Raw genomic sequence first — 19722 nt, 5'->3', positions numbered from 1 at the left:
TTTAACTTTCAATGTAAAAATCTTTAAACCAATTAATAAACTCTTTTATTCCTGTACTTAAACTTGTATTAGGACTATAATTATAATCTTTAATTAATCCCTCAACATTTGCCCAAGTTTTTTTCACATCTCCCATCTGCATGGGTAACATTTCTTTGGTAGCTTCTTTTTCTATACTCATTTCAATCTGAGTAATAAAATCTAGCAACTTTATAGAATCATTATTCCCTATGTTGTAGATTTTATACAAGTCTCTTTCTTCAACAGGCTTCTCAATTACTCTTTTTACTCCTTCTACAATATCATCTATATAAGTAAAATCGCGCTCCATATCTCCATTATTAAACACTTTGATTGGACGATCATTTGAAATGGCATCGGCAAATAGTATCGGTGCCATATCTGGTCTTCCCCATGGTCCGTATACTGTAAAAAAACGTAATCCTGTTGTTGGTATTTTATATAAATGACTGTAAGTATGTGCCATCAATTCGTTACTCTTTTTTGTTGCAGCATACAAACTTACAGGGTTATCAACTATATCTTCTTCTGAAAAAGGCACATTTTTATTTATTCCATAAACGCTTGAACTACTTGCATATACTAAATGTTTAATCTCATGATGTCTACAACATTCTAAAATATTCAGGAAACCAACAATGTTACTTTGAATATATGCATCAGGGTTTTCAATACTATAACGAACCCCAGCTTGTGCTGCTAGATTACATACAACATCAAAGCTCTCAATAGTAAATAACTGAAACAATTCTTTTTTATCTTCTAAGTTTAGTCTGATAAACTTGAATTTTTCATTAGTACTACTAATTATTTCTTTGTAGTATACCTCAACGCTTTTTCTTTCAACTCCTAACTCTTTTAATCGAGCATATTTTAAATTGACATCATAATAATCGTTGATATTATCTATTCCTACAACTACGTGTCCTAATTCTAATAGTTTTTGACTTAAATGAAATCCAATAAAGCCTGCTGCTCCTGTAACTAAAATTTTCATTAGTTTTTTCCTATTTGATAATATTCAAATCCTTTTTCTTCCAATCCATAGGTAGTATATTGATTTCTTCCATCAAAAATAACTGGTGTTTTCAGTTGTTTTTCAATCTCAGAGAAATCTGGAGAACGGAACTCTTTCCATTCCGTCAGTAAGATCAACGCATCCGCATTATCTAGCACCTCGTATTTTGCATTTTTATAATCAATATTCTCTACATCTTTTAAATAAAAGTGCTGTGCCTCTTCCATAGCCTTAGGATCATATGCTTGTACTTTAGCCCCTCTTTTTACTAGTTCTTTTACTACATAAATTGCTGGTGCTTCACGCATATCATCCGTTCCTGGCTTGAACGCTAACCCCCAAAGACCAAATGTTTTCCCTGATAAATCTTCGCCAAATTTATTGATGACTTTATCAGCTATCACAAACTTCTGACGGTTGTTCACGTCTTCTACCGACTTAATTAACTGTGCATCATACCCGTTTTCTTCCGCTATTTTCTTCAGTGCTTTTACATCCTTAGGGAAACAAGACCCTCCATATCCTGCTCCAGGGTAAATAAAACTATAACCAATTCTTGAATCTGAGCCAATTCCTGCTCTAACATTATTTACATCAGCTCCTACTCGCTCACAAATATTTGCCATTTCATTCATGAATGATATTTTTGTTGCTAGCATTGCATTTGCTGCATACTTAGTCATTTCCGCTGAGCGAACATCCATAGCAATAAAACGTTCATGCGACATCGTAAAAGGCGTATACAATTCACGCATTTTGTCAAAAGCGTAATCAGATTCTGCTCCTATTACCACTCTATCAGGTTTCATAAAATCATTGATTGCATCTCCTTCTTTTAAAAATTCAGGATTCGACACTACATCAAATTTAATCGTTGCGTTTCTTTTATCTAATTCTCCTTGTATTGTCGCTTTTACTTTATCCGCTGTTCCTATTGGTACAGTAGATTTATCAACAACAATCAATCTGTCATTCATCTTCTGACCAATCTCTTTAGCTACTGCTAACACATATTGTAAATCAGCTGATCCATCTTCACCCATTGGAGTTCCAACTGCTATAAAAACAATTTCAGATTCTTCGATTGCTTCTTCTAATTTAGTAGTAAAGAATAGATTCTGCTTTTCTACATTTTTTAACACCATTTTTTCTAAACCTGGTTCGTAGATAGGAATAATTCCTTGATGAAGTTTATTTATTTTTTCTTGATTAATATCAACACAAGTCACCTTATTCCCCATTTCTGAAAAACAAGTTCCCGACACTAACCCTACATATCCTGTTCCAATAACAGTTACCTTCATTTCTTTTTACTGTTTTATTTTTATGCAAATATATATATTACAAAAGATAATGCTTCTCTCCCGTATTTATTAACTCAGAATTACGAATGTCATGGACTATTTCTATTGATTGTCTTGCTTCTTGCAAACCAAAACCATTACCTTTTAATATCTCTTGATAACTTATAGTATGAAGATCTGTAAAACCTGAACTAAATTCAATTTCTTCTCCGTTTACTGTAATAGAACGATAAGTTCGTTGCCCTTTTTCTTGAATTTGTTTTGGTAAGGTAGCTTCATCAATTGACAAAAACCAACGTACACGTGCATTTTCAAACTCTAAATAACCTGACGCTTTATGTTTTTCTCTGAGATGTACTTTATTCTCTTGAACACTTCCAAAAATCCAAGAAAGCATATCAAAAAAATGAACCCCAATGTTGGTTGCGATTCCTCCTGACTTACTCTCATTACCTTTCCAAGAAATATCATACCAATTTCCTCGTGAAGTAATATAGGTTAAATCCACCTCATATTTCTCCTTCTTATTTTCTTTATCTATTTTGTTTTTAAGCGCAATAATACTTGGGTGTAATCGCAACTGAAGTATTGTATGAATTTGATTCCCTGATTCTTTCTCTATCGCTTCTAAAGCGTCTACATTCCAAGGGTTTAAAACCAACGGTTTTTCACAGATCGCATCAGCTCCTCTACGGAGTGCCATTCGAATATGAGAATCGTGTAGGTAATTCGGAGTACATATACTCACATAATCTAGTTGAATATTTTGTTGTCTTTTTAGTTTCTCTATATGACGATCGAAACGTTCAAATTCCACAAAAAAATCAGCTTTAGGAAAGTAACTATCCATAATACCAACGCTATCATTTTTATCCAAAGCAGCTATTAGAACATTATTTGTATCCTTAATCGCTTTTAAATGACGGGGAGCTATATAACCCGCTGCCCCTATGAGTGCAAAATTTTTCACTATAAACTTTTATCTACTATTTTTTTTGACAATACTCCTTTCACATCATACACCACAGACTCTTCCTTTTTTAAAGAAATAATATCTAACTCTTTATATTCATTATGTGCTACTGTTAACACAATAGCATCATACTTTTCTGCTGGTAATTCCTTTGTTGATTGCAATCCATATTCTTTTTCAACCTCATCAACATTTGCCCATGGATCATAAATTATCACATTTGCTCCATACTCTTTTAATGAACGAACAACATCCACCACTTTGGTATTGCGAACATCTGGGCAGTTCTCTTTAAACGTAATACCTAAAACTAAGACATCGGCATTTTTTATTTTGACATCACGACTTATCATTAACTTGATTACTTGAGAAGCCACATACTCTCCCATTCCATCATTCATTCTTCTACCTGCAAAAATAATCCCTGGATGATACCCTAATTCTTCCGCTCTCTGTACCAAATAATATGGATCTACTCCTATACAATGCCCTCCTACTAGTCCTGGTTTAAATGGCAAAAAGTTCCATTTGGTTCCTGCCGCCTCTAATACTTCTTGAGTATTAATATTCATAAACCCAAAAATCTTCGCTAATTCATTCACAAAAGCTATATTAATATCTCGTTGCGAATTTTCAATTACTTTTGAAGCTTCTGCTACTTTTATACTAGAAACCAAATGAGTCCCTGCTGTAACAACTGAACTATATAATTCATCAACAAAATTAGCTACTTCAGGAGTTGAACCTGACGTTACCTTTAAAATATTCTCTATAGTATTCTTTTTATCTCCTGGATTTATTCGCTCTGGAGAATAGCCTGCAAAAAAGTCTTTATTAAATTTTAGTCTAGATGTTTTTTCTAAAACAGGTACACAAACTTCTTCTGTAACCCCAGGATATACTGTTGATTCATAAATAACAACATCATTCTTCTTCAAAGCTCTCCCTACAGTTTCACTTGCATGTATTAAAGGTGTCAGTACTGCTCTATTATTTTTATCTACAGGTGTAGGGACTGTTACTATGAAAACAGTACAATCTTTAATATCATCAACTTCAGATGTACAAAACAGCCCATTTTTTTTAGTCTCTTTGCTTCGTATGACAGACAACAATACTTCGGAATCTACCTCCTTAGTAACATCTATGCTTTTATTTAGCTCTTGTACTCTTTTTTTGTTTATATCAAATCCAACTACAGAATATTTTGTAGCAAACAACCTCGCTAATGGCAACCCTACATACCCTAACCCTATTATTGCTATTTTCTTATCCAATACGTAGTCCTTTAAAGATTTTTCAAGTTCACAAAACTACAAAAAATAGTACGAACAAAAGCTTATAAAACAAAAAAGTCTCATCTAAAAAGATGAGACTTAACAGTGGGCGCGAAGGGATTCGAACCCCTGACCCCTTGGGTGTAAACCAAGTGCTCTGAACCAACTGAGCTACGCGCCCTTTTGCAATTAAACCTTTGTAAGAGTTGTGGGCGCGAAGGGATTCGAACCCCTGACCCCTTGGGTGTAAACCAAGTGCTCTGAACCAACTGAGCTACGCGCCCTTACTTGTTAATTGCGGGTGCAAATATATAACAGTTTTATAAATTAACAATAACTTTTTTTTATTTTTTTCTATAAAATTTCTGCAACCACAAATGTACTTCCACCTACATAAATCACATCTTCTTTTGAAGCATTTACCTTTGATTTTTCAAAAGCCTGATTTACAGAACTAAACATCTCTCCTTTTAAACTAAACACACTTGCTTCCTCTAGTAATTCGCTTGCAGATAATCCGCGAGGAATATTTGGTTTACAGAAATAATATTTTGCTTTTTGAGGAAACATTGGTAAAATTTCACTCAAATTCTTATCTGAAACAACTCCTAAAACAATATGCAACTGCTTATATTTTTCCTTTTTTAACTGTTGTAATGTATAAAACAATCCTTCTTTATTATGTGCGGTATCAAAAATTATTTTCGGATGTTCTTGTAACACCTGCCAACGCCCTTTTAAATTGGTGTTTTTTACCACCTTCGATAATCCGTTTTTTATATTTTCTTCAGAGATAGCAACCCCTTTTAGTTGCTGAATGGCTTTTACTGCTGTTTTTACATTATTTTTTTGATAATCACCCAATAAATCAGTTGTATAATATTGCTCTTCATCCGAAGCGAAAATAATTGAAGAGCTACATTTTTCCGCTTTAGCAATAAAAACGTTTTCTATTTCTTTTTGACGTTCACCAATAACCACAGGAACACCTTTTTTAATAATCCCTGCTTTTTCAAAAGCTATTTCTGGTAAAGTCTCTCCTAAAAACTGTGTATGATCTAATCCTATATTGGTTATTACCGAAACTTCTGGTATAATAATATTTGTCGAATCTAATCTTCCTCCTAAACCAACTTCTATAACTGCGATATCTACTTTTTGATTCGCAAACTCTTCAAATGCCATACCAACAGTCATTTCAAAAAAAGACAATCCTTGTTTTTCTAGAAAGTTTTTATTTTTTTCTATAAACTCAATTACAGCTTCTCTTGAAATTTCTTCTCCATTAATTCGAATACGCTCTGTAAAGTTTTTTAAATGTGGTGACGTATACAAACCTACTTTACACCCCGCTTCTTGCAATATAGAAGCTATCATGTGACTCGTAGACCCTTTCCCATTAGTTCCTCCAACATGAATCGTCTTAATTTTTTTTTGTGGATTATCAAGCTTTTCACATAGTGCAACGATATTGGTTAAATCTTTTTTTAATGCTGTTTGCCCCTGACGTTGATACATTGGTAACTGGGCAAACATCCAATCTAATACTTGTTGATAAGTCATTTTTATGTCTTAGTGTAAAAAATAGATGTATTTACTTTGAAAGAGAAAACTTGTAGATAATTGTTCCTCTTTGTTTTGATGGCGCATTTCCATCAGCATTCCATTTTGTTTTCAATGCTGCCTTTTTTGCCGCATCGTATAAACATGATGCTGAATTTGTAGTTCCTCGAGCTCCTGGAGTTGCTTTAGTTACTTGTCCACTTTGATTTACTTCAATACTTACCACTACTGTACCTTCTTCTTGACAGTCAGGTTTTTGAATAGGTTTTGACAAAGCTTTTCTTCCTGCAAGGTTATAATTACCTCCTGAACCACTTCCTGAATTCCCATAATATTTATCTGAATTTGGATCTCCATTTTCATTTCCTTTAACTCCCGATTGTTTATCATCTCCTTCACCAGAGTTTGCTCCATCTTTTGATGTTCCATTTAACAAACTATTTAAAGCATCAGTTGTTTCTTTTGATGGTTTTGGCTTCTCTTTAGGCTTTACTTCTTTTGGAGTCTCTTTTACAGCTTCTTTCTTTTCTACTTTTTTTTCAATCACTGGAACCTCTTCCGCTGTGTCATCTGTAATAATTTCTTCTTTGATGGTTTCCTCTGGAGCTTCTTCTACCAACTCTTCAACAATTTCTTCTTGCTTTGGAGTAGCTTGCGATTTTGTTTTTTCAACAGGCTCACCACTTCCTACTTCAGAAGTACCAAAATTAATCGCTAAACCATATTCAATAGGCGGATCGAGATATTTCATTCCGTAATTGAATATCCCGATTATTAATAATATCAGAATAATTGCTGTTATCACAGCTGATTTACGTTTATGTTGTGTATCTAAAACTGTCATTTATTTACCTTTAACAGCCAAAATCATTTTTAACTTGTTTCTATTAGCAATATCAATTACCTGCATTACATTTTTATACTGCACATTTTGATCACCACGAATAACTACTGTTTTCTTTTTATCAACACCTACTTTAGTTAACAGCTCCCTTTCTAAATTTACGTTGCTTACTTTTGTTTTATCTATATAAAATGACGCATCATTTGTTATGGTTACTGCTACTGATGTATTGTTTTCTGTTTTACCTCCAGCTTTTGGCAACAAAACATCAATTGCACTCACTGTTACAAGTGTAGATGTTAACATAAAAAATATCAATAACAAAAAAACAATATCAGTCATTGATGACATATTGAAATTTGGATTGACTTTATTTCTTCCTCGTAAATTCATTATACTGGCTCGTTTAATAAGTCTAAAAACTCAACAGACTTTGCTTCCATTTGATAAACTACCTTATCTGTACGAACTACTAAATGGTTGTAAGCAATGTATGCTATAATTCCAACTATTAATCCTGCTACAGTAGTTGTCATAGCTGTATACAAACCGTCTGATAACATCTTAATATCAATTTGTCCTCCTGAATTTGCTATTTCATGAATCGCAACAATCATTCCAATTACAGTTCCTAAAAAACCTATCATTGGAGCGGCACCTGCAATTGTTGCTAAAACTGAAACATTTCTTTCTAACTTATACACTTCAAGTTTCCCTGCATTTTCTATTGCTGTATTAATATCTTCTAAAGGTTTTCCTATTCTAGATATTCCTTTTCCTATTAGTCTAGCCGTTGGTGTTACTGTATTATCACAAAGTGATTGAGCACTATCTATTCTTCCATTAGTTACATGGTCTCTAATTTGATCCATGAAATTAACATCAACTTTTGATGCTTCTTTAATAGCAAAAAAACGTTCAAAATAAATATAAAGAGCTACGGCTAATAAAACGAATAACAAAGCAATAATGATTTGACCGCCTACACCTCCATCCATAATTAAATTATAGATTGATAAAGTTTTTTCTTGAGGTACTTCCTCTACTAACTCCTGAGTTTCTTGAAATAATAGCATGAATACTAAATTAGGATTTATATTATGTTTTCGCTATTTAACTAACGATTTCATTTATTTAAAATTGTTTGATATAAAAAGTCTTCCTTACTTTTAACAATGAAGGAAGACTTTTACTTTTATTATACTTGATTAATCAAAAACAACACTTTTGTAATCATAAAAACTAATAGGTTTATACTAGTTCTTTTAATGCAATTTCAAAAGCTGTTTCACTTATTTGAGTTTTTGCCGCACTTTTAGCATGTGTTCTTTGTAAAGCTTTTTTAATAGTATTTGAAGTATCTTCAAAAATAGCTTGATCTGTCATTTCTACTCTACGCTCCATAAAGTAAGCAAATACCCTTGCCATACCACAGTTTGAAATAAAGTCTGGAATTAAACTTACTTTCTTATCCGTGTCCTCCATAATAGAACCAAAGAAAATTTCTTTATCTGCAAACGGAACATTTGCTCCACATGAGATAACTTCTAACCCTGAGTTAATCATGCTATTAATTTGGTCTTGAGTAACTAGCCTTGAAGCTGCACATGGTGCAAAAATTTCACATGGCAAGTCCCAAATACGTTCGTTAATTTCTTCAAAAGGAATCATGTTTTCAGAAACTAAAGTATTACCGTCTTTGTTTAAGAACATTTCTTGAATTTCTTCAAAAGAGAATCCTTCTTCTTTAATGACTCCCCCAACACGATCAATTATACCCACAACTTTAGCCCCCATTTGCGCTAAATAATAAGCTGCTGCTGAACCTACATTACCAAAACCTTGTACTACTGCTCGCTTTCCTTCTACTGTTCCTCCATAAATATCATAGTAATGACGAACTGCTTCAGCAACACCATACCCTGTAATCATATCAGCTACTGTATATTTTCTGGAAATATCTGGCGATAGGTTTTCATCTTCTAACACCTTGATAACTCCATGACGTAACTGACCAATACGATTAATTTTATCAGCTTCAGTAGGCTTAAAGTGTCCATTAAAAACACCTTCTTGTGGATGCCAAACTCCACTATCTTCTGTGATAGGAATTACTTCGTGGATTTCATCAACGTTTAAGTCTCCTCCTGTTCCATAATAGTTTTTCAATAATGGAGCAACTGCTTTATACCAACGCTCTAAAACTCCTTTTTTACGAGGGTCTTGAGGATCAAAATTAATTCCTGATTTTGCTCCTCCAATTGCAGGTCCCGATACAGTAAACTTCACTTCCATTGTTTTAGCAAGTGACATTACTTCATATTTATCTAACCCTTTACGCATACGTGTACCACCTCCAGCAGCACCTCCTCTTAATGAGTTTATTACAGTCCAACCCTCAGCTTCTGTTTCAGGGTCTTTCCAATTAAATACTATTTCTGGTTGTTTTTCTTCGTATTGCTTTAATAATTCTTTCATTGTTTAATGTTATAATAGATGATTTTCAACTTTACCTGTTTCTTTTTCATATTCAAAAAATTCGTTGTAATTATTCCCCTGTGGGGAAGCTAAAGTTGATTCATTATAATATAGGTTTTAATGTGTGGTTGTTACCGAACAAATTTATCATAAAAAACAACATTACTCAAATACTTTAAATTATTTCTGCGGATAAAAAATATTACCTGAAGAATGATCTTTCTTGGCCCCTGTAACTGACTGTAAACAGTTTACTTTATTTTGAAGCTTTAACACTCCTAACAACGCAAAAATCAAGGCTTCTTTATAATCGATAAGTTCAGTAGTTACTTGCTTAATTTTTGTCTGTGCAAAAAATTCTATTCTCTTCATTAAAAACGTATTGAATGCTCCTCCTCCTGTTACTAAAATAGTAGCATCATTTTTAACAACATTACCTATTTGCATCGCTACATGCTCTACAAAAGTTCTTAGAATAGTCGGTATATCTGACTCCTCTTTATCTATTAAAGGAAAAATAGTTGACTGTACCCATTCCAGCCCCAACGATTTTGGAGGAATGTCTTGATAAAAAGGAAGCTCATTCAATCGCCTCAATAATTCAATATTAATTTTTCCTTCTGAAGCTATTTCCCCTTCATTATCATATTCTAAACCTATTTTACGTGTATAATGGTTTAGTACAATATTCACAGGACAAATATCAAAAGCTATCCTTTGCTTATTTCCTTCATAAGAAATGTTAGCAAACCCTCCTAAGTTTAAACAGTAATCATAATCAGTAAATAATAGCCTATCTCCAATAGGTACTAAAGGAGCTCCTTGTCCTCCTAACGCTACATCTTGAGTTCTAAAATCACATACTACTTTTTGCTGAGTAATATTTGCTATGACTTGCCCATTTCCTATTTGTAAGGTAATTCCGTTTTCTGGTTGATGCAAAATTGTATGTCCGTGAGACGCTATAAAGTCTAATTTAGAAATACGATGTTCTCTTATAAAGTTATTCAATATACTCCCCAGAAATTCACCATAATTAACATCTAAAATTTGTAAATCTTTCTCGCCATAGTTAATAGCTTCTTGCAGTATATTCTTCCATTCATTAGAATATGATACTGTCTTTGCCTGTATAATTCTAAAATCTTCGTATAACTTTTCGTGTATTTTTATATATGCCAAATCTATTCCATCTAAAGAAGTTCCTGACATTAATCCAATACAATAAATATAGTTGTCTTGCATAAAGTAAAAATAGCAAGTCTATTGAAAAATTGCTATTAAAAAAGTATCTTTGAGCACATTTTTTACGAATTTAACAAAATATAAAATAGATAATGGATTTTAACCTTACAGAAGAGCATTTAATGATTCGTGATGCTGCACGTGATTTTGCTCAAACCGAATTATTGCCAGGAGTTATAGAAAGAGATGAAAAACAAGAGTTTCCTAATGAACTAGTTCGCAAAATGGGTGAGTTAGGATTTATGGGAGTAATGGTAGATCCTAAATATGGAGGAAGCGGAATGGATGCTGTTTCTTACGTATTAATTATGGAAGAATTATCAAAAATTGATGCTTCTGCTTCAGTAATGGTTTCTGTAAACAATTCATTAGTCTGTTATGGCTTAGAAGCTTATGGTACTGAAGAACAAAAACAAAAATACTTAACGAAATTAGCTACTGGTGAGCAAATAGGAGCTTTTTGTTTAAGTGAGCCAGAAGCTGGTTCTGATGCTACTTCACAAGCAACTACTGCTGAAGACAAAGGAGATTACTATTTATTAAATGGTACTAAAAACTGGATTACCAACGGTGGACGTGCTGATACCTATTTAGTTATTGCACAAACTGATAGAGCTAAAGGTCATAGAGGAATCAATGCTTTTATTGTTGAAAAGGGAATGGAAGGTTTCCACGTTGGTCCTAAAGAAGATAAACTAGGAATCCGTGGTTCTGATACTCACACGTTACAGTTTAACGATGTAAAAGTTCCTAAAGAAAACCGCATTGGTGAAGATGGATTCGGGTTTAAGTTTGCAATGAAAACTTTATCTGGTGGACGTATCGGTATTGCTGCTCAAGCATTAGGTATTGCTGCTGGAGCATATGAGTTAGCGTTAAAATACTCTAAAGAGCGTAAAGCTTTCGGTACTGAAATCTGCAACCACCAAGCTATCGCATTCAAATTAGCTGATATGTATACTGAAATTGCTGCTGCTCGTCACTTAGTAATGGCTGCTGCTTGCAAGAAAGATGCTGGTGAAAACTACGATCGCGAAGGTGCTATGGCTAAATTATATGCTTCTAAAGTAGCTATGGAACAAACTGTTGAAGCTGTTCAAATTCACGGAGGTAATGGATTCGTTAAAGAATACCACGTTGAGCGTTTAATGCGTGATGCTAAAATTACTCAAATTTACGAAGGAACTTCTGAAATTCAAAAAATTGTAATTTCAAGAAGTGTATTAAGAGATTAATTATTTCTCTTTCATATCTATATATAAGTAAAAGCTCATTTTAAAAATGAGCTTTTACTTTTTTAAATTCTTTATAGTAACTTTGCCCAATAAATAATCACTTATGTCAAATAAAAAATCCTACGGATTTATATCTGTAATTGTTCCTGTTTATAATGAAGAAGACAATGTAGTTCCGTTAACTCAACAAATTGATGATAGTTTAGAAGGATTTGATTACGAAATCATTTATGTTGATGATTTTTCAACCGATAACACAAAGAAAAATGTTGTTAACATGAATAACCCTAGAGTTATTTTGGTTGAGCTACGTAAAAATTATGGTCAGAGTTTAGCATTAGCTGCTGGGTTTGATCAGGCAAAAGGTGATTATATAGTTACGCTTGATGGAGACATGCAGAATGACCCGTCAGATATCCCACACATGATTGAAAAAGCAGAAACAGAAGATTGGGATGTTGTTACTGGAATTAGAGCTAAAAGAAAAGACTCTTTTATTCGTACTATTCCTTCTAAAATTGCCAATTTTTTAATTAGAAGAGCTACTCGTTTAGATTTAAAAGATCAAGGGTGTGCTATAAAAGTATTTAAAAAAGATATAGCTAAAGATTTAAATTTATATGGTGAAATGCACCGATTTATTAATCTTTTGGCGCATTTAAATGGTGCTAGAATTACGCAAATACCAGTAAAACACCACCCTAGAATACATGGGCAATCAAAATATGGTTTAGGTAGAACTGTAAAGGTTATTAATGATATTATTTTAATAATCTTCCAAAGAAAGTATATGCAGCGTCCAGTTCATCTTTTTGGTAACTTCGGGTTGTTTTTTATGTTCTTCGGATTAGCTATCAATTTTTATCTACTAATTTTAAAGTTATTAGGACAAGATATTTGGGGAAGACCTTTATTGATTGTCGGTGTAATGTTAGTTATTATTAGTTTACAATTCTTTACTGTGGGGATTATTACAGATTTATTAATGAGAACTTATTACGAATCACAAAAAAAACGTCCTTATACTATTAGAAAAATTCATGTAAGTGAATAATAAAATTGTTAAAACACTCGCTAAAATAGGTGTAAGTATCTTACTCTTATACTTAGTTTTTACTAAAATTGACTTTAATCAAGTCATTAAATTATATGAGACCTCCAATCCTTTTTATTTAGTATTGGCTATTGTTTTATTTATTATTTCACAGTTTGTTTCATCCTTACGATTAAATTATATTTTTCATCAAAATCAGTTTACACTAAGTCAAGTTAGTAATTTAAAATTGTATTTTATTGGAATGTTTTACAACTTCTTTATTCCAGGAGGTGTAGGTGGAGACGCCTATAAAGTATATATATTAAATAAGCAGTTTGGATGGAAGCCAAAGCAGCTAACTAAATGTGTATTTATAGATAGGCTTATTGGCTTATTGGCTATTTTCTCTCTATTAATTTTAATGGGAGGTTATTTATTTTTTTCAAGTTCAATACTACTTTTGATAAGTATTGTTCTTTCTTTTGTTACTTTTTTTATAGCAAAATTTGCATTAGCGCGAATTTTTAAAAATAGTAACACTTATTATACTTATAGCTTTGGTTATTCAATAGTAATTCAATTATTACAAGTTGGTGTTATTGTTTGTATTATTAAAGCCTTTCAGTTAAAAGTAACTGGAATTATTAGTTACTGTTTTGTTTTTTTAATTTCTTCAGTACTTTCAATAGTTTCTTTTGCAGGTTTTGGGGCAAGGGAGTATATCTTTTTAAAAGCTTCTACTTTTTTAAACACCAAAGATACAATTGCCACAAGTATTGGACTTTCATTTAATATTATTACTGCTTTAATTTCATTAATTGGATTAGTTTTCATTATAAACAAAGTACAGCTAACAGCTGTTTCATACAATAAATAATTTATGGACTTTTTTTACCAACAAAAAAACATTAAATATCTCTATTTTTTAGTTGCAGTGGTTTATGTTATAGGATTGTTTATTCCTTTAATGGCCAATGATTCTGCGCAACATGCTACAATGTCAATGCGCATGTATTTAAGTGATAATTTTTTTGAATTACTAAAAGGCCCTAACCCTTATTTAGATAAACCACATATGCATTTTTGGTTATCAGCTATTTCATTTAAAATTTTTGGTTTACATGAATGGGCTTATCGACTTCCAGCTTTATTATTTACTATTTTAGGAGCATATTCTGTTTATCAATTAACAAAAAAGCTATATAGTAAAAGTGTAGCTCATTTTGGTTCGCTTATCTTTTTAACTAGCCAGTCTATAATTTTAGCTAATCACGATGTTCGTACCGATGCTGTATTAACTGGAGCTACAATTTTTGCCATTTGGCAATTGTTTGAATATGTCTCAACAAAAAAACTAATTTCAATTATTCTAGGGGCCATTGGTATGGGAATATCATTTTCTACTAAAGGATTTTATGGAGTAGGAATTATTTGTTTTGCTATATTTTCTCATATAATTTACACTAAAAAGTTTAATGTAATATTTTCCTACAAGGTCCTTATTGGTTTGTTTGCTTTCTTCCTTTCTATTACACCTGTAGTATATGCCTACTATGTTCAATTTGGAATGGATGGTGTAAATTTTATTTTATGGAGTCAAAATGTTGAGAGAATAACTGCTACTGGTTTTAAACAGAATAGTCCTGATTACTTTTTCTTTTTCCATTCTCTACTTTGGACTTTTTTACCTTGGGCTTTTTTAATGTACTACGGTTTATTTTATCAGATCAAAAAATTGGTTAAAAATAAATTTAAGTCTGTACAAGACATAGAACTATTAACCCTAGGAGGAGTATTAATTACTTTACTTATTATTAGTTTTTCGAAATTTAAATTACCTCATTATTTAAATCCATTATTAGCTTTATTCTCGGTTTTTACAGCAGGGGTTTTGTATAACCTACAAAAAGACAATCAACAAAAAACATTAAAAATATTTGTAGGCTTCGTTTACTTTATGACAATTGTATTAACCATTGCTGTTGTTTTAATTTTATGCTTTACTTTTAATACTCCATCTATCTTAACTTTTATAATTAGTTGTATTTTATTTTTAGTATTACTATTTTCTTTAATTCAGAAGGAGAATCTTAGTAAAAAAATAGTTATTAATTCTGTTCTCTTAATGGTGTTTATCAATGTAGTACTTAATACTTACTTCTATCCTGAATTGCTACAATATCAAGGAGGGATAAAACTAGCTACCATTGTTAACCAAAACGATTCCATAAACATTGAAGACGTATATTTTTATGAAAATGATTACTCTTGGCCTTTAGATTTTTATACCGAAAGAAATACTCCCCATATTACAAAGGAAGAACTCAAAAACATTAATAAAGACGTTTGGATTGTTATTCGAAATATTCCTCTTGAAAAAGTTGAAGAAGATGGTTTTATCATTAAAGAAAAACACAGAGTTGATCATTTTAGAGTAACTAGACTTAGCTTAAAATTTCTAAACCCTAAAACGAGAGATTCTAAGTTAGGTGATGCGTACTTATTAAAAATAGCTTCCAAAAAATCTTAGTGAAATTTACTCTTCATTTTTAAATTCAATCCCATGTAAATGCAAACCAGAAGCTGGTGCTATAGTTTTCATAAAGTCTATATCACTATTTTCAGGACTCAAACTTTTCTTGATGAACTCTAAGTCGTAGTTACCTTTACCTAATTCAGCTAAAGCTCCCATAATTAAACGGATTTGATTACGTAAAAACCCGCTCCCTCTAATGATTAAAACATAGCTTTTCTCAGGAAAAAAAGAGGCTAACAATTCTGTATTCTCTTCAATTCTACAAACATCAATCGTACGTTCTAGTTTCGTTTCTGGTGAAGGTTTTGTACAATAATGCTTAAAATTATGAAAACCTTCAAAAAGTTGTGCGCCTTCTTTCATTAACTCTATATCTAATTTATCTAAATACCCTGTTAAAAAAGGAGCACAATAAGGATGGTTTTTCTCTCCAAAAGAAAAGTAATAACGATATTCCTTAACTTTCGGATGTTGAATAATATTAAACTCTTCATCATGAAGTTGCTCTAGAGCTAACACTCGAATGTCTGAAGGCGAATTCCTATTGAAATCTTCAATAAAAAAAAGTTCATCTAATTTTTCGTCAATAAACAACTGAAAATAATAATCGGTAGATGATACTTTTGCATCTGTTCTCCCAACTCCTATCGACTTGCATCGAATTCCTTTACACACGAACTTTAATGTTTTATCAACAAAAAAATGAACTGTTTTTAAATTAGGTTGTTTTTGCCAACCGTGTAAACGAAACCCCAAATACTGAAACTGGACTAAATACGCGTAGTTATAATTCATACTATAATAACTCGTATGATTGTTTTGCTATTTCTAACTCTTCATTTGTTGGAATTACCAACACTTTTACTTTTGAAGTATCTTTATGTATTTCAGTGAACTGTTTAGCTCGGATAGCATTCTTTTCTGTATCTAACTCAATTCCCAAATACTCCATATCTGTACAAACTAATTTTCTAATTACGTCAGAATTTTCACCAATTCCAGCCGTAAATACAATCGCATCTAAACCATTCATCGCCGCAACGTACGAACCTATGTATTTTTTTATTCTGTAAGCGTTCATATCCAACGCTAACTGGCAGTTTTTATCTCCTTTTGCTGCGGCAGCTTCAATATCTCGTAAATCACTAAAACCTGTTAAGCCTAACATTCCACTTTCTTTTTGTAACATGTTGTTTACATAATCAGCATCATATCCTAAGTTGTTTATCAAATAGAAAATCAAAGAATGATCAATATCTCCAGAACGTGTCCCCATGATTAAACCTGTAACTGGACCAAACCCTAAACTATGATCAATACTTTTTCCGTTTTTTATTGCAGTCATACTACACCCATTTCCTAAATGAATGGTAATAATTTTTGAATTTTCTTTTTGAAGATATTCATTCGCTTTTTCCGATACATATTTATGGCTAGTTCCATGAAATCCATATAAACGAATTCTATGTTCATCTAAAAATTTATTAGGAATTGCATATTTGTAAGCTTCAACAGGTATGGTTTGATGAAATGCTGTATCAAAAACAGCTACTTGTTGTGCATTTTTAAAAATGGATTCAGATACTGTTATCCCTTCTAAGTTTGCTGGATTATGTAGAGGAGCTAACGAAAACAATGACTCTATTTTCTTTTTAACTTCATCAGTAACTATAGCAGTTTTTGTAAATGTGCTTCCACCATGTACGACTCTATGTCCTACAACTTTAATTTCATTGGTAGAAGAGATTACTCCTACTTTTTCATCCAATAATAAATCAACCACTCTCTCTAAACCTGATTTATGATCTTTAATTACTACTTCTTCTTCAATTTTATCATTGTTTGATTTATAGTGAACTTTTCCAATTTCTAAACCAATTCTTTCTATCATACCCGAACAAAGTACTTCTTGTTGAGGCATTTCAAACAATTGATATTTTATAGAGGAACTTCCTGAGTTAATTACTAAAACTTTCATTATTTTATATTGATAAGCAAGTTATTCTTGCGCTTGAATTGCAGTTAAAATTACAGTATTAAAAATATCATCAACAGTACAACCTCTACTTAAATCGTTTACTGGTTTATTCAACCCTTGTAACATTGGTCCGATAGCCAAAGCCCCTGTTTCACGTTGCACAGCTTTATAAGTATTATTCCCTGTATTTAAATCTGGAAAAATTAACACATTTGCTTGACCTGCAACTTCCGAATTAGGTAATTTCTTTTTTCCTACTGAAGGATCAACTGCTGCATCATACTGAATAGGCCCCTCTACTTTTAAATCTGGACGTTTTTCTTTCACTATTTCAGTGGCTCTTCTAACGGTCTCTACATCTTCTCCTTTTCCAGAAGTACCTGATGAATAAGACAACATAGCTATTTTAGGATCTATGCCAAAAGCAATGCTTGAATCTGCCGAAGAAATTGCGATTTCAGCCAATTCTTCAGCTGTCGGGTTTGGATTAATGGCACAATCACCAAATACAGACACTCTATCTTCCAAACACATAAAGAAAATTGAAGAAACTACTGAAAACCCTGGTTTGGTTTTTACAAACTGTAACGCTGGTTTTATAGTATGTTGCGTAGTATGTGCTGCTCCAGAAACCATACCATCTGCAATTCCTTTATACACCATCATCGTTCCAAAATAAGAAACATCTCCCATTAAATCTTCTGCCATTGCAGGACTTAAACCTTTATGTTTTCTTAGTTCATATAATGTATTAGAAAAATCTGCAAAGTATTCAGATTCTATAGGATTGATAATTTCTGTTTTTTCAAAATCAAAAGGGATATTTAATCGCTTAACTGAAGCTTCTACATTTACTCTTTTCCCCAATATTGTTAACTTAACAACATCAGTCTTTTGTAATTGAGAAGCTGCAATTAATATTCTATCATCATTCCCTTCAGGTAACACAATATGTTTACGAGTCTCTTTTGCTTTTTTTAATAAATTATATTGAAACATTCTCGGTGTGAGTGCTTCTGATCCTCTATAGCTAACTAGCTTTTCATTCAAGTTTGTAACATCAACATATTTTTCAAACATGTTGATAGACATTTTTATCTTATCAACATTCTCAGCATAAATATGAGAACGTACAGCTCCCAATCTTGATGCTACACTAAATGTTCCATCTTTTACCCAAAGAATTGGCACTATTTTTTCTAATCCTTCAATTAGTTTTATTATAGAAGAATTTAATTCCATTCCTCCTGTAAGAATAATCCCAGCTACAGATGGATAATTACTAGAGATATTGGCTTGCAAAGTACCTAACAATATATCTGATCTATCGGCAGGTGTTACCACTACACTATCATCTCCTAAATGATGTAAAAAATGAGATAATTGCATGGCACCAACTTTAATATCACCTGTAGTATTATTTAAAAACTTTTCACCAAATAAAACTTTTCCTTCAATCTCCATTAAAAATTCCTTGATTGTTGGATTATTTAATTTTTGATCTATTGGAATAGCATTTATAGAAACTGACTTTGGTAAGTTACCACCAACTTCTTTTACAATAATTGGAATATTCTTTTCTTGCACTTTATTTGCTACAACTGCAATAACCTGTACATCTTTATTCACAAAAGAGTCGTAAGTTAATCGTAGACTCTGAGTAAAATCTTCAAGTGTTTTATTCACACCTCCTGATACTATGATTACAGGTGTTCCAATATTTTTAGCTATAAGAACATTTAAATCCATTTCAATCACAGCTCCATGATCAGAAAAATCAGTTCCTTCAATAATTACAAAATCATTTTCCTCTTCTAACTTCTTATACTTTTCAATGATTTTGTTAATAATTTCATCCTCTTTATTCTCGTTCAAATTTCTAATTAACTCTGACCTCGTAAAAGCATAACAATCATCATAACTGCTTTTTAAATTGAAGTAATTAAGAACTGTGTTTATATGATTATCTCTCTTATTACCTATTGGATTGTCAATTATAGGTCTGAAATAACCTACTTTGGGTTTTTTTCGAAGTAACAGTTGCATCAACCCCAAGCTCAACATAGACTTTCCTGAATTTGCATCACTTGCAGCGATATAAATTGATTTATTCATATTCTTGCTTTTGAAGCAAAATTACTTCTTTTAAAATTATAAAAATAACGGGAAAAGGATTAAAAACTACGAGATATAATAATCTCTAAAACATAGAGC

Annotated in this window: 17 protein-coding genes and 2 tRNA genes; 4 read left to right on the top strand and 15 right to left on the bottom strand. The window is 32.0% G+C overall.

Features of this window, described 5'->3' with window-relative positions; translation table 11 throughout:
- Window position 1: 1 nt before the first annotated feature.
- From LCI24_RS14920 to LCI24_RS14865, 12 genes are all read right to left on the bottom strand, one after another.
- Window positions 2-1018 (bottom strand): NAD-dependent epimerase, encoded by a 1017-nt coding sequence (locus LCI24_RS14920; protein ID WP_274641090.1) that lies wholly within the window; start codon window positions 1016-1018, stop codon window positions 2-4.
- Window positions 1018-2343 (bottom strand): UDP-glucose dehydrogenase family protein, encoded by a 1326-nt coding sequence (locus tag LCI24_RS14915; protein ID WP_274641089.1) that lies wholly within the window; start codon window positions 2341-2343, stop codon window positions 1018-1020. The genes LCI24_RS14920 and LCI24_RS14915 overlap by 1 nt, the downstream gene beginning before the upstream one ends.
- Window positions 2344-2380: 37 nt before the next feature.
- Window positions 2381-3313: a Gfo/Idh/MocA family protein gene (locus LCI24_RS14910; RefSeq protein WP_274641088.1), complete on the bottom strand. Its 933-nt coding sequence runs from the start codon at window positions 3311-3313 to the stop codon at window positions 2381-2383.
- Window positions 3313-4593, bottom strand: a complete 1281-nt coding sequence (locus LCI24_RS14905; protein ID WP_274641087.1) for a nucleotide sugar dehydrogenase — start codon at window positions 4591-4593, stop codon at window positions 3313-3315. Before LCI24_RS14905 ends, LCI24_RS14910 begins: the two co-directional genes overlap by 1 nt.
- A gap of 106 nt (window positions 4594-4699) precedes the next feature.
- Window positions 4700-4774, bottom strand: a tRNA-Val gene (locus LCI24_RS14900).
- A gap of 28 nt (window positions 4775-4802) precedes the next feature.
- Window positions 4803-4877: transfer RNA gene (locus tag LCI24_RS14895), tRNA-Val, on the bottom strand.
- Window positions 4878-4947: 70 nt separating this feature from the next.
- Entirely contained in the window at window positions 4948-6156 is a 1209-nt protein-coding gene (locus LCI24_RS14890) for a bifunctional folylpolyglutamate synthase/dihydrofolate synthase (RefSeq protein ID WP_274641086.1), read from the bottom strand.
- Between the two features lie 31 nt (window positions 6157-6187).
- Entirely contained in the window at window positions 6188-7000 is an 813-nt protein-coding gene (locus tag LCI24_RS14885; protein ID WP_274641085.1) for an energy transducer TonB, read from the bottom strand.
- Window positions 7001-7393, bottom strand: a complete 393-nt coding sequence (locus tag LCI24_RS14880) for an ExbD/TolR family protein (protein WP_159616334.1) — start codon at window positions 7391-7393, stop codon at window positions 7001-7003.
- Complete coding sequence (locus LCI24_RS14875; protein ID WP_099213912.1) at window positions 7393-8076, bottom strand: MotA/TolQ/ExbB proton channel family protein; 684 nt, start codon at window positions 8074-8076, stop codon at window positions 7393-7395. The genes LCI24_RS14880 and LCI24_RS14875 overlap by 1 nt, the downstream gene beginning before the upstream one ends.
- Window positions 8077-8251: 175 nt before the next feature.
- Window positions 8252-9478: a Glu/Leu/Phe/Val dehydrogenase dimerization domain-containing protein gene (locus LCI24_RS14870; RefSeq protein WP_274641084.1), complete on the bottom strand. Its 1227-nt coding sequence runs from the start codon at window positions 9476-9478 to the stop codon at window positions 8252-8254.
- 180 nt (window positions 9479-9658) lie between these two features.
- Window positions 9659-10723 carry an anhydro-N-acetylmuramic acid kinase gene (locus LCI24_RS14865; protein ID WP_274641083.1) on the bottom strand — a complete coding sequence of 355 codons (1065 nt, stop codon included), beginning with the start codon at window positions 10721-10723 and terminating at the stop codon, window positions 9659-9661.
- Window positions 10724-10815: 92 nt separating this feature from the next.
- Between LCI24_RS14865 and LCI24_RS14860 the strand changes: the two genes are divergently transcribed.
- From LCI24_RS14860 to LCI24_RS14845, 4 genes are all read left to right on the top strand, one after another.
- Window positions 10816-11958 carry an acyl-CoA dehydrogenase gene (locus LCI24_RS14860; protein ID WP_274641082.1) on the top strand — a complete coding sequence of 381 codons (1143 nt, stop codon included), beginning with the start codon at window positions 10816-10818 and terminating at the stop codon, window positions 11956-11958.
- 103 nt (window positions 11959-12061) lie between these two features.
- Window positions 12062-13012, top strand: a complete 951-nt coding sequence (locus LCI24_RS14855) for a glycosyltransferase family 2 protein (protein ID WP_099213908.1) — start codon at window positions 12062-12064, stop codon at window positions 13010-13012.
- On the top strand, window positions 13005-13871 hold the full coding sequence (locus tag LCI24_RS14850) for a lysylphosphatidylglycerol synthase transmembrane domain-containing protein (RefSeq protein WP_274641081.1): 867 nt from the start codon (window positions 13005-13007) through the stop codon (window positions 13869-13871). The genes LCI24_RS14855 and LCI24_RS14850 overlap by 8 nt, the downstream gene beginning before the upstream one ends.
- Window positions 13872-13874: 3 nt before the next feature.
- Entirely contained in the window at window positions 13875-15524 is a 1650-nt protein-coding gene (locus tag LCI24_RS14845) for an ArnT family glycosyltransferase (protein ID WP_274641080.1), read from the top strand.
- Between the two features lie 6 nt (window positions 15525-15530).
- Here the strand turns inward: LCI24_RS14845 and LCI24_RS14840 are convergent, their stop codons facing one another.
- Genes LCI24_RS14840 through pta form a run of 3 tightly spaced genes read right to left on the bottom strand, consistent with a single transcriptional unit; the run spans window position 15531 to window position 19623 of the window.
- Window positions 15531-16325, bottom strand: coding sequence for a tRNA pseudouridine synthase A (locus LCI24_RS14840; protein ID WP_274641079.1), 795 nt, complete (start codon window positions 16323-16325; stop codon window positions 15531-15533).
- 1 nt (window position 16326) lies between these two features.
- Complete coding sequence (locus tag LCI24_RS14835; RefSeq protein ID WP_274641078.1) at window positions 16327-17508, bottom strand: acetate/propionate family kinase; 1182 nt, start codon at window positions 17506-17508, stop codon at window positions 16327-16329.
- 21 nt (window positions 17509-17529) lie between these two features.
- Window positions 17530-19623 (bottom strand): phosphate acetyltransferase, encoded by a 2094-nt coding sequence (gene pta / locus LCI24_RS14830; RefSeq protein ID WP_274641077.1) that lies wholly within the window; start codon window positions 19621-19623, stop codon window positions 17530-17532.
- Window positions 19624-19722: the final 99 nt, after the last annotated feature.

This window comes from Tenacibaculum larymnensis, assembly GCF_028829235.1.
Taxonomy (GTDB): Bacteria; Bacteroidota; Bacteroidia; order Flavobacteriales; family Flavobacteriaceae; genus Polaribacter; species Polaribacter larymnensis.
This window is presented reverse-complemented; position numbering and strand designations above follow the sequence as displayed.